Below are 13,363 nucleotides of genomic sequence, written 5' to 3'. Positions count from 1 at the left end.
TCTCAGTCCAGGGCATAGTGAGTCTCCTCTGCTATGCCAATTTATAACTGTTACCCATGTGCCCGGTCTAAAGTGTTACCCATGTGCCCGGTTTGCACCTTAGTGCGCACCCTACAAACCTATCTGATTACACGTTCGGGGCAGGATGCGTTTTCATCCAGTGCTCCGCAATCTGCTGGCGCGTACACACCCACACATTTTCATGCTGCTGGATGTGGTCGAGGAAGCGTTGCAGGGCACGGAATTTGCCCGGACGCCCCAACAAACGACAGTGCATGCCAATCGACATCATTTTCGGCGAAGTGTCACCCTCTTCATACAGCACATCAAAAGTGTCGCGCAGATAGACAAAGAATTGCTCCGCGGTATTGAAACCCTGCGGCGAGGCAAAGCGCATGTCATTACATTCCAGCGTGTAGGGAATGATCAGGTGCGGTTTGACGGTGCCATCCTGGCAGGTCACTTGCGTCCAGAACGGTAAATCGTCACCGTAGTAGTCGCTGTCATAACTAAAGCCGCCCTGCTCCACCACCAGACGGCGAGTGTTTGGACTGTCGCGCCCGGTATACCAGCCCGTAGGCGCTTTACCGAACAGATCGCGCAACACATCCACCGCCTGCTGCATGTGCTGGCGCTCAGTTTTGGCATCCATCCCCTGATAATGAATCCAGCGCCAGCCATGACTGACCACATCGTACTCGGCGGTTTTGATCGCCTCGACGATCTCGGGATGACGCGCCAGCGCCATCGCAACGCCAAATACCGTTAACGGCAGACCACGCTTTTGAAACTCATTATGAATGCGCCAGAAACCGGCACGTGAACCGTACTCGTACAGTGAATCCATTGACATGTGGCGATCGGCATAGCTGGCTGCACCGATAATGTCCGAAAGGAACTGCTCCGAACCGGCATCGCCGTGCAGCACGTTATTTTCCGCACCCTCTTCGTAATTGAGGACAAACTGCACCGCCACCTTTGCCTTACCTGGCCATTGTGCATGCGGGGGGTGACCCGCATAACCAATCAGGTCACGCGGATAGTTTTTGTTGAAGCTGTACTCTTTCTTTTCAGATACATCACTCATTCTGCAAATTCCTTAGTCAGTCCTCAACCAGCCCTTAGTTTAGGTGCTGAAATGCACCGCTGAGCGGTTTTTCAATCGGGTAATCCAAATCGCCGTGTTTGCTGGTGCTAAAGCCAAGCGCCACCAGCGACTCCACCATTTTTACCGCGGCACTGACGCCATCAATGACCGGCATACCTAACTCTTTAGTGAGCTCCTGCGCCAGTGACGCCATGCCCCCGCAGCCCAATACAATCGCGCCACTGCCGTCTTCGCGTTTCGCCTGAATGCAGCGCTGGCGTACCTTCTCTTGCGCCACACCGCTGCCGTCTTCCAGGGCCAGTACCGGCAAATCAATCGCGTGTAATGCCGCACAGTGATGGGTAAAACCATACTGCTGTAATAAATGACGCGCGATCACCAAAGTACGGGGCAGCGTGGTGACAATGGAAAAACGCGTTGCCACCAAGGTAGCGGTATGCATTGCGGCTTCCGCAATCCCGATCACCGGACCGCTGGCAAGTTCACGCGCCGCCAGCAATCCCGGATCGCCGAAACAAGCAATCACATGGCCGCTCACGCCCTGTGCTTTACCGAGCCTGACCTGTTCCAGTACGCCCACCGCGGCAATCGCTTCATCAAAGTGGCCTTCAATGGACGGTACGCCTTGGCTTGGGCACACCGCCAAAATTTCCGTGCCCGGTGCGGCCACCGCACGCGCCGCGGCGCCGATGGTTTCTGTCATTGCCTGGCTGGTATTGGGGTTGATCACCTGAATCACTGTCATGATGCGGCTCCTTTGTGACCGGAAAATAACCGGGTGAAATCAGGCAGCGTTTCGCCACTGCGCTCAAAGTGCAGGCTGGAAACAATGTGTTCAAAATGATGCTGTAAGGCCTCTGTAAGCGCCTGCAAATCTTTCTTTCGCAGCAATTCCACCAGTCGATCGTGATGATCGCAGCGACAACCTCGCTGCCAGGGCGCGCCATAGGCGGCAATCACCAGTGAAGAACGCTGCGTCAGGCGCGTCACCATGTCAGTGAGTACCTGATTGCCGGAAATCGCCTGCAGCTGAATATGAAAAGCGGCAGATAAACGAATGGCAGCAGCACCATCGTGCTGTTCATGCGCCTGCTGCTCTTCCTCAATCAAGCTGTTGAGCGCAGCAAGGTGCGGAGGCTGCACATGCGCCAGTACCGCCGGTAAATTTGCACACTCCAGCAGGCTGCGCGTGGCGAAGATGTCGCGCGCCTCCTCCACACCGGGCGTGGCGACCTGTGCACCACGTCTGGGCGAAAGCGTGATCATTTGCACCGCCGCGAGGCGTTGTAACACTTTACGGATACCGGTGCGGCTCACACCAAACACTTCAGAAAGTGCCTCTTCCGGCAATTTACTGCCCGGCGGCAGTTGATGTTCCACAATGGCGCTCAGCAACGCCTGATAGATGGGTTCGTCGCGATCATTCAGATCGGCAGCCGTTTTCTGGCCTGTTTCGCTCTTCATTACCTGCTCCGGCAAGTGACTGTGCACAGCACATCGTATACGTGAAATTAATTTTTTGTATACAAGAAATCAATTCTGGCCTGGATCCTGCAATACCGTTTCACGCAGTGATTATTCTTCCCATGTTGTTAGAGGAGCAGGTTTCATGCCAAATCAGTCTGAAGTGACCTCTGGGGTCAACGCCCATTACAGTCCACGTCTGTGCAATGAGGATCTGGCGCCCACCCGCGACCAGAACTGGTCGTGGTACAACATCTTTTCTTTCTGGATGTCCGATGTGCATAGCATGGGCGGTTACGTGGTGGCTGCCAGCTTCTTTACTCTGGGCCTGGCCAGTTGGCAGGTGCTGTTGTGCCTGCTGGTTGGCATTTGTATTGTGCAGTTGTGCGCGAATCTGGTGGCAAAACCCAGCCAGATGGCGGGTGTGCCCTACGCGGTGATTTCGCGTCAGGCGTTTGGTGTGTTTGGAGCCAATATCCCGGCGGTGATTCGCGGCTTGATCGCCTTCGCCTGGTACGGGATTCAGACCTATCTGGCTGCCAATGCGCTGATGCTGGTGCTGCTGAAGTTCTTCCCTTCCCTGAGCGGCATGACGCAAAGTAGCTGGCTCGGTTTGTCACAACTCGGCTGGTGCTGTTTCGGTGTGATGTGGTTCCTGCAGGCTATGGTGTTCTGGCATGGCATGAGCGCGATTAAACGCTTTATTGATGTGGCGGGTCCGGCCGTGTACGTGGTGATGGTGGCATTAGCCGGTTGGATTGTATACAAAACCGGTTTTGACGGTATCTCCTTCACGTTGGCCAGCAAGCAACTGAGTACCGGTGAGCAAACCTGGCAGATGATCACCGCCACCGCGCTGGTGGTCTCGTACTTCTCGGGTCCGTTGCTCAACTTTGGTGACTTCTCTCGCTACGGTAAAAGCATGGGCGAGATCCGCCGGGGTAACCGCTGGGGCCTGCCGTTCAACTTCCTGCTGTTCTCGATTGTGACGGTGGTGATCGTCTCGGGTACGCAGTCCCTGTTTGGCCGCATGATTACCGATCCGATTGAGACGGTAAGTATGGTCGGTAACGATGTTGCGGTGGCGATCGGTTTGCTGACGATGATTATTGCGACCATCGGCATCAATATCGTGGCGAACTTTGTGTCACCGGCATTTGACTTCTCGAACTGTTCACCACAGAAGATTAGCTTCCGCACCGGTGGCATGATTGCTGCGGTGGGCTCTGTGCTGTTGACCCCGTGGAACCTGTTCCAGTCACCTGAATTGATTCACTACACGCTGGATGTACTGGGCTCATTCATCGGCCCATTGTTTGGCATCCTGATTGCGGATTTTTACCTGATTAAACGCAGCAAGGTGTATGTAGATGATCTGTTCGATGACACGCCTAAAGGTCGTTACTGGTATCGCGGTGGCTTTAACCCGAAAGCGATTGCAGCTTTGTTGCCGTCAGTGGGTATCTGTCTGGTGATCAGCTTTATCCCTTCGCTGCATGCAGTGGCGAATTTTAGCTGGTTTATCGGCGTGGCACTGGGTGCGGGCTGTTATCGTTATCTGGCGCGTGCCGATCGTGAAGTCTCAGTGGCGGCCTATCGTCAGGAAGTGGCGGTGCAGAAAGATTGATAAGGTGGTCGCCATGAATGGCGACCCTACGTCCCCAAGAGACGTCAGGTGTTTCGAACGGGTTGAGAAAAGCAAAAAGCCGATGCATTTCTGCATCGGCTTCTTTAATGATTGGCGGAACGGACGGGGCTCGAACCCGCGACCCCCTGCGTGACAGGCAGGTATTCTAACCAACTGAACTACCGCTCCGCGCTTTGTTCCCCGTCGAGAACGAGGCGGATATTAATGGTCGCCTCATCACCCGTCAACGATTTTTCTGCCAGAAAAGTTCGTTTGTTGTTTTTTTCATCTTAACGCCGCTTTTCCACGCAAAATCATCTGCTTCAGGCACGCCACAGGCAGCTTCCGCCCTTTTTCAGTACTAAGTCGAGGCGACTCTCGTGTGCGACAATTTCTTCATCGCTCGCACTCACCACACGTAAGCCCGAACTGGGGCGCGCAATCCGTTGAATATTGTCACCTGAGCTTTGACTGCTTTGCTCCCCTTCGACGGAAAATGCCAGCGACGTTTGCCCACCGGTCATCATCAGGAACACTTCAGCCAAAATCTCGGCATCGAGTAATGCGCCGTGCAGCGTACGCTTGCTGTTGTCGATTTCGTAGCGATTACACAACGCATCAAGACTGTTACGCTTGCCCGGGTACATCTTACGTGCCATCGCCAGACTATCGGTGACCTGACAGAAGGTATCCGTTTTACCGATACCCCGGTTCAGCATGCCAAATTCGTAATCCATAAAGCCGATATCGAACGAGGCGTTGTGGATCACCAGTTCCGCCCCCTGGATATACGCCAGGAACTCATCGGCAATGTCGGCGAACATCGGTTTATCCGCGAGAAATTCATCCGCAATACCATGTACACCAAACGCTTCCGGATCCACCAGCCGATCGGGCTTGAGATACATGTGGAAGTTGTTACCGGTCAGGCGGCGGTTGATCACTTCAACAGCACCGATTTCGATGATGCGATGCCCCTCATAGTGCACACCGATCATGTTCATGCCGGTGGTTTCAGTATCGAGGACGATCTGGCGGTTATTTGCAGTGCTCATAGGACTCGTTTTATGTCAGACTTGGCGTTTTGTCAGAAGGAAGTCTACCAGAGATGCGCAAACAGGTAGAAATATTCACCGATGGATCCTGCCTCGGCAATCCGGGCCCTGGCGGCTTCGGCGCGATTTTACGCTATGGTGCCCATGAAAAAGAGTTCAGCACCGGCTATCGCCTCACCACCAACAACCGTATGGAAATGATGGCAGCGATTGTGGCTCTGGAAGCGCTGACGCAATCCTGTGAAGTGGTGCTCAGCACCGATAGTCAGTATGTGCGTCAGGGCATCACCAGTTGGATCCATAACTGGAAAAAACGTGGCTGGAAAACTGCCGATAAAAAACCGGTTAAAAATGTCGATCTCTGGAAGCGGCTGGATTTGGCACTCAGTAACCATGAAATCAAATGGGAGTGGGTCAAAGGCCACGCGGGCCATCCTGAAAACGAACGCTGTGACGAATTAGCCCGCAAAGCAGCCGGTAACCCAACGCTGGATGACATCGGCTATCAGGTTGAATCCTGATCCTTCACTTCACGAAACTGGCGCGTGGCGTTGACCGTTTGTCGCAGTTGCGCTTTGTTCAGGCTTTTCTTCATTTTGGTGGGCGTTAACGGGAAAGTCCTTTTACGCGCCACCACAATATTCAAACAGCCGAGCGCTGGCAGGTGCGCACTGATCACCTTACCCCCCTGATGATGCCATGGCACCACCTGAAAACGGGTGCGATACACCACTTCGTAGTTGAGTAAGCTCAGCCAGTCGAGCAGCCGCGTCTGGCTGAACATGCGTCCGCTCCAGGGCGCGCGCGAATGCAGGCCGGGTATGGCTTTGCTGACGCCCAGCAGACTGAACGGGTTGAAGCCGCTGATAATCATCCAACCGTCATCAATCAACACGCGATCCACCTCACGCAAGACACGGTGGGGATCCTGGCTCCAGGCTAGCGTATGCGCCATTAAACAGGCATCAATCGATTTCGCTTCAAAGGGTAACTGTGTGGTGTTAGCAATAACCTGCAGGTCATCGCCCTCAATGCCCACATTCACCTGATGTGATATGGCACACTGGCTGGTATTGATTTCGGCGCTGAGGCTGCCAAGCTTAAGCATATGAAAGCCATACACCTTTCCAAGATATGGCTGTAATTGCTGGCTGAGCGCATCGCGGAAGTAGTCTCCCCAAGGCATATCGCGCCAGGAGCGTGGTGCAGTCAGAACTTGGCGTGTTTTAGCTGGCTTCATGCTCTACCATCATCCTTTTTCTACGACCTGAGAGGTGTTTATGAATCTTACCAGTATTCCCGCATTGCAGGATAACTACATCTGGACACTGACGGACGATGACAACAATTGTCTGATTGTCGATCCTGGCGAGGCCCAACCGGTACTGGACAAACTCAGGGTTAACCACTGGAATCCGGTGGCCATTTTGCTCACCCACCACCATCACGACCATGTCGGCGGTGTCGCAGATTTATTGCAGCACTATCCCGATTTGGCGGTTTTCGGGCCAGAAGAAACCGCAGATAAAGGGGCAAAACAGATTGTCGCCGAAGGTGATGAATTTACGCTGCTGGGGCTAAATTTCCGAGTCATCGCAACACCCGGACACACTTTAGGACATATCTCATATTTCAGTTCACCTTATCTTTTTTGTGGTGACACGATGTTTTCAGGCGGCTGCGGGCGACTCTTTGAAGGCAGCGCTGAGCAAATGTTTGAGTCATTTCAGAAGCTTAATCAGCTCCCCGCTGATACCCTGGTTTGCTGTGCACATGAGTACACTTTATCCAATATGAAGTTTGCTGCGGCTATTCTGCCTCATGACCCGAAAATTTTGGCAAGGTATCAGCAAATTAAGGACTTACGTGCAGAAAATCGCATTACTTTACCCACAAAACTGGCACTTGAGCGGGAAATAAATTTATTTTTGCGCACGCAAGATGCTGATTTGCAAAAGGCTTTAGGGACTAATGTGACATCCGCTCCCTTATGGCAAACATTTGCCGATCTACGCGAGAAGAAAGACCGTTTTTGATATTTCTGGTTGTGTTGTGTGGACCCCTAACGTATAGTTGCTCGTCTTTTAAGCGAACTATTGACACACACATGAAGGCTAAAGCGATATTACTCGCCTCGGTCTTGCTGGTAGGATGTCAGGCATCAAGGAATGACGCCAATATCCCCGTACAGCATGCACAGAGCCTGTCTTCAGCTGGTCAAGGTGAAAATGGAAAGTACGGAGATCGATTGTTGTCGCCGCGATGGCAGGATGATGGAACAAGCCTCGCAGAAGATACTGATCTCTGGAATCACATTAGTGACGAGTTGAAGATGGGGATTCCGGAAAACCCCCGGATCCGCGAACAAAAAACAAAGTTTTTAAGAAATAAGAGCTATCTCCACGATGTAACATTACGGGCAGAGCCGTACATGTACTGGATTGTCGAGCAGATACAGAAACGTAAAATGCCGATGGAACTGGTACTGCTACCCATAGTGGAGAGCGCTTTTGACCCACATGCAACATCTTCTGCGAATGCCGCTGGCATCTGGCAGATTGTTGCACAAACGGGCAAAAACTATGGTTTGAAACAGAACCAATGGTACGACGGACGCCGCGATGTGGTGGCCTCGACCAAGGTTGCGCTGGATATGATGCAGCGTCTGAACGGCATGTTTGACGGTGACTGGTTGTTAACAGTTGCTGCTTATAACAGCGGTGAAGGACGTGTGCTGAAAGCGATTAAACAGAATAAGGCGCGCGGCAAGCCGACTGACTTCTGGCACTTATCGCTCCCCCGCGAGACCACGGTCTACGTACCTAAGATGTTGGCCTTGAGTGATATCCTCAAGAACAACAAGCGTTACGGTATCAAATTGCCGACCCCGAACGAGAGCCGAGCATTGGCGCGCGTGGAAGTGGGACAGCAAATTGAACTGACGCAGGCCGCCGATATGGCCGGATTGTCGCTCAGTAAGTTGAAGAGCTTCAACGCCGGATATAAAAACGGCACCACTGCGCCAAATGGACCGCACTACATTATGGTGCCGAAGTCCAACGTTGCTCAGCTTCGCAATTCACTGGCATCCGGTGATATTGCTTCCGTGCAGCCTACCGAGATGGCGAAAGTCAGCGCGGCAGGAAACAGCTATACGGTACGTAAAGGCGACACCTTGTCGGCAATTGCTAACAAGCTCGGCGTAAGCGTCAGTGCACTGAAACAGCAGAACAATCTGCGCAGCGCTTCAGTTCGTATCGGTCAGACTCTGACCGTAGGCGGCAAAGCAACGCAGTTGGCAGATAACGGCAACAGCATCACCTACCGTGTACGTAAGGGTGATTCTTTTGCCAGTATTGCAAAACGTCATGGCGTGAATACCCAAGACGTGATGCGCTGGAACAGTGACGCTAAAGACATTCAGCCGGGCGACAAGCTCACGCTGTTTGTTAAGAATAGCGCAACACCTGATACTTAATGCGCCGAAAAGGCTGACTTTTGTCAGCCTTTTTCATTTTCTGCGTCAGGATTATCCCATCAAACTTGTTCTTCACCGCCAGGTGCGGCATCAGCGCCCGATATGATGAGTGGAGTTAAATTCCACAAGAAGCGGATTGTGGTCCGAGGCCCGTGTCACCAGTACCGAGGCTTCACTGACTTTCATATCTCGGTAGAAGACAAAGTCTAACGGACGGCCAAACGCTTTACGGCGGTGGTCGTCCGTGAAGTTCACTTCATGCAATGTCATCTCTTCAGCGAAGCGATAAAGCGCATTCATACGCTGGCGGCTCCACGCGTTGAAATCACCAGCCATGATGACCGGCCCACGATGATGCTGGATCTGTTCGCCGATGGGTCCGAGCTGTTTGCTGTAAACATCCACGCCAAGGCTAAAATTCACCGCATGAATGTTCACCACCATCAGCATTTCCCCGGTCGGTAATGGATATGCGGTGACTAACGCCGATTTTGCCAAACGCAGTAAAGGTTCGCGCTCTCGCAGTGGACAGCAATACACAGGGTGCGCAGAAGCCAGCGTCATGACGCCAGAAGGATGTTGAGGTAAGACGAAGGCGGGGACCTGATCGGCCGCCAGATAGTTACTGGTGGCGAATTTGACCAACTCAGGCGTCGTCTGCGCTTCTTGCAGTAAGACCAGGTGTGCATCTTTACCAAAACCTTGCAGCACTGACATCCAGTCTGCCCGCTGCTGCTTAAAGATGTTCCACACTAAAACTCGCAACGCCGGATCCGCAGGTAATGGCGCACCGGGCGGCAGTGCCTGCCCCAGATGCAACATCGCCCCTGGCGGAAATATCCGCTCAGCAGGCTGACCCGCCACGTAACGCATTGCATAAGTTTTCTTTCGCACTTTCCCGCCTGGCTGATTGACGACTACGACTTCACCTGACAGTTATAGGGACTTTGACGCGGGGTTTCAATTGGTGTTGTTGATTGTCGCTATGCGTTTCACAGCATGGAGAGACCACAACCCGCCAGATAGCGGGTTGTGGTGCGTGTTATTGCGTTGCTAATTCCATCCGAGGTTTATCGAGTTGACCACTCAGTCGAACCAGTAGGAGCGCTGCAAACACGATGACCGCGCCAACCCAGGGCGTCTGTGCCAAACCATAATGCTCAACGATATGACCTCCCACTAAAGACCCCAGCGCGATACCGATGTTAAAGGCCGCGATATTCAGCCCTGAAGCCACATCCACCGCGCCAGGTGCATAGTGCTCCGCCTTTTGCACCACATACACTTGCAGACCTGGCACGTTGGCAAAGGCAAAAATCCCCATCACCAAAACCGTCGCCAGCGCCAGATAGTGCATGCTCGCCGTGAACTGGAACACCAGCAGCAACGCCGCAAGTGCAGTAAAAATCAGCGTCAAGGCATGTACTGCCCCACGGCAGTCGGCCAGCTTGCCGCCCCAGATATTGCCGATAGCCACTGAAATCCCATATCCCAACAAGATTATACTTACCGCTGAAGGAGAGAATCCAGCCAATGACTGCATCATGGGTGCCAGGAAAGTAAAAGCGGTAAACACACCGCCATAGCCCAGTGCCGTAATCGCGTAAATCAACAGCAGGCGAGGGTTCAGCATCACGCGTGCTTGTTGCGACAATGTGGTTACCGGAGGCTGGGCAATGTTACGCGGTATGAGCACCATGCTGCTGACCAAGGCGATCACGCCCAGTAGCGAAACCGCGAGGAAGCTTTCACGCCAGCCAAAATGCTGTCCAATTAACGTGCCTAATGGCACACCTGTCACCAGCGCCACGGTAAGACCACCAAACATAATCGCGATGGCGCTGGCCGCTTTCTCTTTGCTGACCAGGCTGGTCGCAATCGTCGAGCCTACAGAGAAGAAGACACCGTGGGCTAAACCCGTTAACAACCGAGCAATGATCAACGTCTCATAGTTTGGTGCCAGCCATGCGACCAGATTGCCTATCGTAAAGAGCGCCATCAGGCCCATCAGTAGTTGTTTACGCGGCAGTTTGCCCGTTAAGGCCGTTAGCACCGGTGCCCCCACTGCCACACCGAGTGCATAGATAGAGACCAGCATTCCCGCTGAGGGCAGCGTAATGCTGAGTTGTTCAGCAATCGTCGGAATCAGTCCGACGATGACAAATTCAGTGGTTCCGATAGCGAAGGCGCTGATGGTCAGCGCCCAGAGTGCAAGTGGCATGATTGACTCCCAATAATGTTTTGATGGGCGCCATTATCGACTCGTGCTTTAATGACAAAAAGGTGCAAAGTAACAATAGACTTTTGCTGTGGAGAGCATAATGAAGGCATCGTCGGATGAACTTAAGGTGTTTATTGCCGTTGTCGAAAGTGGCAGTTTCAGCCGTGCTGCAGAGCAATTACAGATGGCGAATTCGGCAGTCAGTCGTACGGTAAAAAAGCTAGAGAGTAAACTGGGAGTTGCCTTGCTGACGCGCACAACACGTCAGTTGGCACTCACGCATGAAGGAGAACATTACTTCCGCCGCGTACAAAAACTGATGCAGGAGATGTCGACAGCAGAAAATGAGTTAGTGGAACGCCAGCTGGCACCGCAAGGCGTCTTACGCATTGATGCTGCTACGCCAGTCATCCTGCATTTGATCCTTCCGATGATTAAGCCGTTTCGCGAACGCTATCCAGACGTCACGCTATCGCTTATCTCCTCGGAGAGTTTTATCAATCTGATTGAGCGCAAAGTGGACGTGGCGATCCGCGCCGGTAATCTGACAGATTCAACGTTACGCGCGCGCTTGCTGTTTATCAGCTATCGCAAACTGGTCGCTACCCCGGCTTACTTAGCAAAATACGGGATCCCCCACTCCACCGCCGATCTGGCTCATCATGAATGTCTCGGGTTTGTCGAACCATTACGTTTGAACCGTTGGCCACTCTCAGACAACGGCCGTGATCTTTATGATATTGAGCCGGGAATGTCATCGAACAGCGGTGAAACAATCAAACAACTGTGTCTGGATGATCAGGGTATCGCTTGCCTGTCGGATTATATGGTAGACAGTGAAATTGCTGACGGGACATTTATAGAAGTGTTAGCGGAACGGCGAGTGCCAGTCGAGATGCCTTTTAATGCGGTCTACTACAGCGACCTGGGCGTCAGTCAGCGCGTGCGTGCATTTATCGACTTTCTTAGCGAGTGGGTCAAGCAACAGCCCTGGCGAATCCAGGGCTGAATGTTGAGGGAATCAATCCCAGTCTGGAGCCAGTCCCTCTGGGCTAACCAAACGCTGCTGGCGATCCAGTGCCGAAATGCGCGCCATATCATCAGCATCCAGAGACAAGTCAGACGATTTCATATTGCTGGCCAAATTTTCTCGCTTTGTTGAAGAAGGAATGACCGCATAGCCTGATTGCATCGCCCAGGCGAGCACAATCTGTGCCGATGTAGCCTGATGCTTATTGGCAATGTCCTGGATAGTGGCATCCTTCAACGCTTCCCCGTATGCCAGCGTCATATAAGACGTGATATGCAATCCTTGCTGCTTCGCGAACGCAACCACTTCTCTGTTCTGTAAGAATGGATGCAGTTCAATCTGGTTGGTAGCGATGTTCTCAATACCTACCGTTGCAATGGCTTCTTTCATCAGCGCAATCGGGAAGTTTGAAATGCCAATCTGGCGTGTCAAACCCGCTTCTTTAGCCGCCATCAATGCCTGCATGCTCTCTTTGACCGAGACTGCAGCGCCAGGCGAAGGCCAGTGAATCAGCGTAAGATCAACATAATCGGTTTGTAGATTAGCCAGGCTCTGCTGAAGACTGGGTATGAGTTTGTCTGCTGACAGATTTTCGATCCAAATCTTCGTCGTGATAAAGAGCTCAGCACGATCAATAGCGCTTTCTGCGATAGCCTGACCAACAGCAGCCTCATTTTCATAGATTTGAGCCGTGTCGATCGCACGATATCCCAGTTCCAACGCGGTCTTAACCGAATGGATTACTACATCATCTTGCAGGCGGAAGGTGCCTAAACCAAAGGCAGGAATAGTCATAATGTCCTCATCGTAGAATGTAATGTTTCGATGGGATGCATTGTGGCAGTTTTACTATTGCTGAAAAATCCGCTTATAAGCACAAGAATATTGCATTTCCGTCAACAATAGGGCGGGAATTTTGGACATGAAAAAGCCCTGACTTATTAAGTCAGGGCTTATCAATTAAGTGGCGGAACGGACGGGGCTCGAACCCGCGANAAAATCCGCTTATAAGCACAAGAATATTGCATTTCCGTCAACAATAGGGCGGGAATTTTGGACATGAAAAAGCCCTGACTTATTAAGTCAGGGCTTATCAATTAAGTGGCGGAACGGACGGGGCTCGAACCCGCGACCCCCTGCGTGACAGGCAGGTATTCTAACCAACTGAACTACCGCTCCACCGATACTGTACTGAAGTCAGAAAAACGTTCTGATTTCAGGTGTTTCGCCCTTTCAGTGTCAATTGAAAGGTCACGACCCGATAACGAGTCTTAAATTAATGCCTGGCAGTTCCCTACTCTCGCATGGGGAGACCCCACACTACCATCGGCGCTACGGCGTTTCACTTCTGAGTTCGGCATGGGGTCAGGTGGGACCACC

At 52.4% G+C, this 13,363-nt stretch carries 12 protein-coding genes, 2 tRNA genes, 1 rRNA gene and 1 pseudogene; 5 read left to right on the top strand and 11 right to left on the bottom strand.

What is annotated here, in order from left to right; translation table 11 throughout:
* Positions 1 to 127: 127 nt before the first annotated feature.
* The 3 genes from puuE to ACPUC8_RS25690 are packed head-to-tail and all read right to left on the bottom strand — an operon-like array spanning position 128 to position 2,572.
* Positions 128 to 1,087, bottom strand: coding sequence for an allantoinase PuuE (puuE, locus tag ACPUC8_RS25700; RefSeq protein WP_039337059.1), 960 nt, complete (start codon positions 1,085 to 1,087; stop codon positions 128 to 130).
* 34 nt (positions 1,088 to 1,121) lie between these two features.
* Positions 1,122 to 1,853, bottom strand: a complete 732-nt coding sequence (gene hpxA / locus ACPUC8_RS25695; protein ID WP_494927729.1) for an allantoin racemase — start codon at positions 1,851 to 1,853, stop codon at positions 1,122 to 1,124.
* On the bottom strand, positions 1,850 to 2,572 hold the full coding sequence (locus ACPUC8_RS25690; RefSeq protein WP_058972921.1) for a GntR family transcriptional regulator: 723 nt from the start codon (positions 2,570 to 2,572) through the stop codon (positions 1,850 to 1,852). Before ACPUC8_RS25690 ends, hpxA begins: the two co-directional genes overlap by 4 nt.
* 145 nt (positions 2,573 to 2,717) lie before the next feature.
* On the opposite strand from ACPUC8_RS25690, the gene ACPUC8_RS25685 reads away from it, so the two are divergent.
* A complete protein-coding gene (locus ACPUC8_RS25685) occupies positions 2,718 to 4,199 on the top strand; it encodes an NCS1 family nucleobase:cation symporter-1 (protein ID WP_039337054.1) in 1,482 nt (493 codons plus the stop codon).
* Between the two features lie 112 nt (positions 4,200 to 4,311).
* On the opposite strand, the gene ACPUC8_RS25680 is transcribed toward ACPUC8_RS25685, so the two are convergent.
* Positions 4,312 to 4,388 (bottom strand) — tRNA-Asp (locus tag ACPUC8_RS25680).
* 134 nt (positions 4,389 to 4,522) lie between these two features.
* The gene (gene dnaQ / locus ACPUC8_RS25675; RefSeq protein WP_039337052.1) at positions 4,523 to 5,254 is read right to left on the bottom strand and encodes a DNA polymerase III subunit epsilon; all 732 of its coding nucleotides are present in this window, start codon (positions 5,252 to 5,254) and stop codon (positions 4,523 to 4,525) included.
* Here dnaQ and rnhA point away from each other — a divergent pair.
* Positions 5,208 to 5,775: pseudogene (gene rnhA, locus ACPUC8_RS25670) on the top strand (ribonuclease HI). The gene dnaQ and the pseudogene rnhA sit on opposite strands and share 47 nt — an antisense overlap.
* On the opposite strand, the gene ACPUC8_RS25665 reads toward rnhA, so the two are convergent.
* Positions 5,760 to 6,494, bottom strand: coding sequence for a class I SAM-dependent methyltransferase (locus ACPUC8_RS25665; protein ID WP_039337049.1), 735 nt, complete (start codon positions 6,492 to 6,494; stop codon positions 5,760 to 5,762). The pseudogene rnhA and the gene ACPUC8_RS25665 sit on opposite strands and share 16 nt — an antisense overlap.
* Positions 6,495 to 6,534: 40 nt before the next feature.
* On the opposite strand from ACPUC8_RS25665, the gene gloB reads away from it, so the two are divergent.
* Positions 6,535 to 7,290 carry a hydroxyacylglutathione hydrolase gene (gene gloB, locus ACPUC8_RS25660; protein ID WP_494927728.1) on the top strand — a complete coding sequence of 252 codons (756 nt, stop codon included), beginning with the start codon at positions 6,535 to 6,537 and terminating at the stop codon, positions 7,288 to 7,290.
* A gap of 71 nt (positions 7,291 to 7,361) precedes the next feature.
* A complete protein-coding gene (gene mltD / locus ACPUC8_RS25655; RefSeq protein WP_039337045.1) occupies positions 7,362 to 8,732 on the top strand; it encodes a murein transglycosylase D in 1,371 nt (456 codons plus the stop codon).
* A gap of 90 nt (positions 8,733 to 8,822) precedes the next feature.
* Here mltD and ACPUC8_RS25650 read toward each other — a convergent pair whose 3' ends face one another.
* Together ACPUC8_RS25650 and ACPUC8_RS25645 are read right to left on the bottom strand one after the other, a co-directional pair.
* A complete protein-coding gene (locus ACPUC8_RS25650) occupies positions 8,823 to 9,626 on the bottom strand; it encodes an endonuclease/exonuclease/phosphatase family protein (RefSeq protein WP_039337043.1) in 804 nt (267 codons plus the stop codon).
* Between the two features lie 148 nt (positions 9,627 to 9,774).
* Entirely contained in the window at positions 9,775 to 10,953 is a 1,179-nt protein-coding gene (locus ACPUC8_RS25645; protein ID WP_494927727.1) for an MFS transporter, read from the bottom strand.
* Between the two features lie 100 nt (positions 10,954 to 11,053).
* Between ACPUC8_RS25645 and yafC the strand changes: the two genes are divergently transcribed.
* Positions 11,054 to 11,962: a DNA-binding transcriptional regulator YafC gene (gene yafC / locus ACPUC8_RS25640; protein WP_039337039.1), complete on the top strand. Its 909-nt coding sequence runs from the start codon at positions 11,054 to 11,056 to the stop codon at positions 11,960 to 11,962.
* A 12-nt stretch (positions 11,963 to 11,974) separates the two neighbouring features.
* Here yafC and dkgB read toward each other — a convergent pair whose 3' ends face one another.
* The 3 genes from dkgB to rrf all read right to left on the bottom strand — a co-directional run.
* Complete coding sequence (dkgB, locus tag ACPUC8_RS25635) at positions 11,975 to 12,778, bottom strand: 2,5-didehydrogluconate reductase DkgB (protein WP_039337036.1); 804 nt, start codon at positions 12,776 to 12,778, stop codon at positions 11,975 to 11,977.
* A 307-nt stretch (positions 12,779 to 13,085) separates the two neighbouring features.
* Positions 13,086 to 13,162 (bottom strand) — tRNA-Asp (locus ACPUC8_RS25630).
* Between the two features lie 102 nt (positions 13,163 to 13,264).
* A 5S ribosomal RNA gene (gene rrf / locus ACPUC8_RS25625) occupies positions 13,265 to 13,363 on the bottom strand; the annotation flags it as partial.

Source organism: Pantoea sp. CFCC18177, assembly GCF_059412425.1.
This window is presented reverse-complemented; position numbering and strand designations above follow the sequence as displayed.

Coding starts and splice junctions, on each gene's coding strand:
- puuE (WP_039337059.1), bottom strand. CDS start 1,087: ATGAGTGATGTATCTGAAAAGAAAGAGTACAGCTTCAACAAAAACTAT.
- hpxA (WP_494927729.1), bottom strand. CDS start 1,853: ATGACAGTGATTCAGGTGATCAACCCCAATACCAGCCAGGCAATGACA.
- ACPUC8_RS25690 (WP_058972921.1), bottom strand. CDS start 2,572: ATGAAGAGCGAAACAGGCCAGAAAACGGCTGCCGATCTGAATGATCGC.
- ACPUC8_RS25685 (WP_039337054.1), top strand. CDS start 2,718: ATGCCAAATCAGTCTGAAGTGACCTCTGGGGTCAACGCCCATTACAGT.
- dnaQ (WP_039337052.1), bottom strand. CDS start 5,254: ATGAGCACTGCAAATAACCGCCAGATCGTCCTCGATACTGAAACCACC.
- ACPUC8_RS25665 (WP_039337049.1), bottom strand. CDS start 6,494: ATGAAGCCAGCTAAAACACGCCAAGTTCTGACTGCACCACGCTCCTGG.
- gloB (WP_494927728.1), top strand. CDS start 6,535: ATGAATCTTACCAGTATTCCCGCATTGCAGGATAACTACATCTGGACA.
- mltD (WP_039337045.1), top strand. CDS start 7,362: ATGAAGGCTAAAGCGATATTACTCGCCTCGGTCTTGCTGGTAGGATGT.
- ACPUC8_RS25645 (WP_494927727.1), bottom strand. CDS start 10,953: ATGCCACTTGCACTCTGGGCGCTGACCATCAGCGCCTTCGCTATCGGA.
- yafC (WP_039337039.1), top strand. CDS start 11,054: ATGAAGGCATCGTCGGATGAACTTAAGGTGTTTATTGCCGTTGTCGAA.
- dkgB (WP_039337036.1), bottom strand. CDS start 12,778: ATGACTATTCCTGCCTTTGGTTTAGGCACCTTCCGCCTGCAAGATGAT.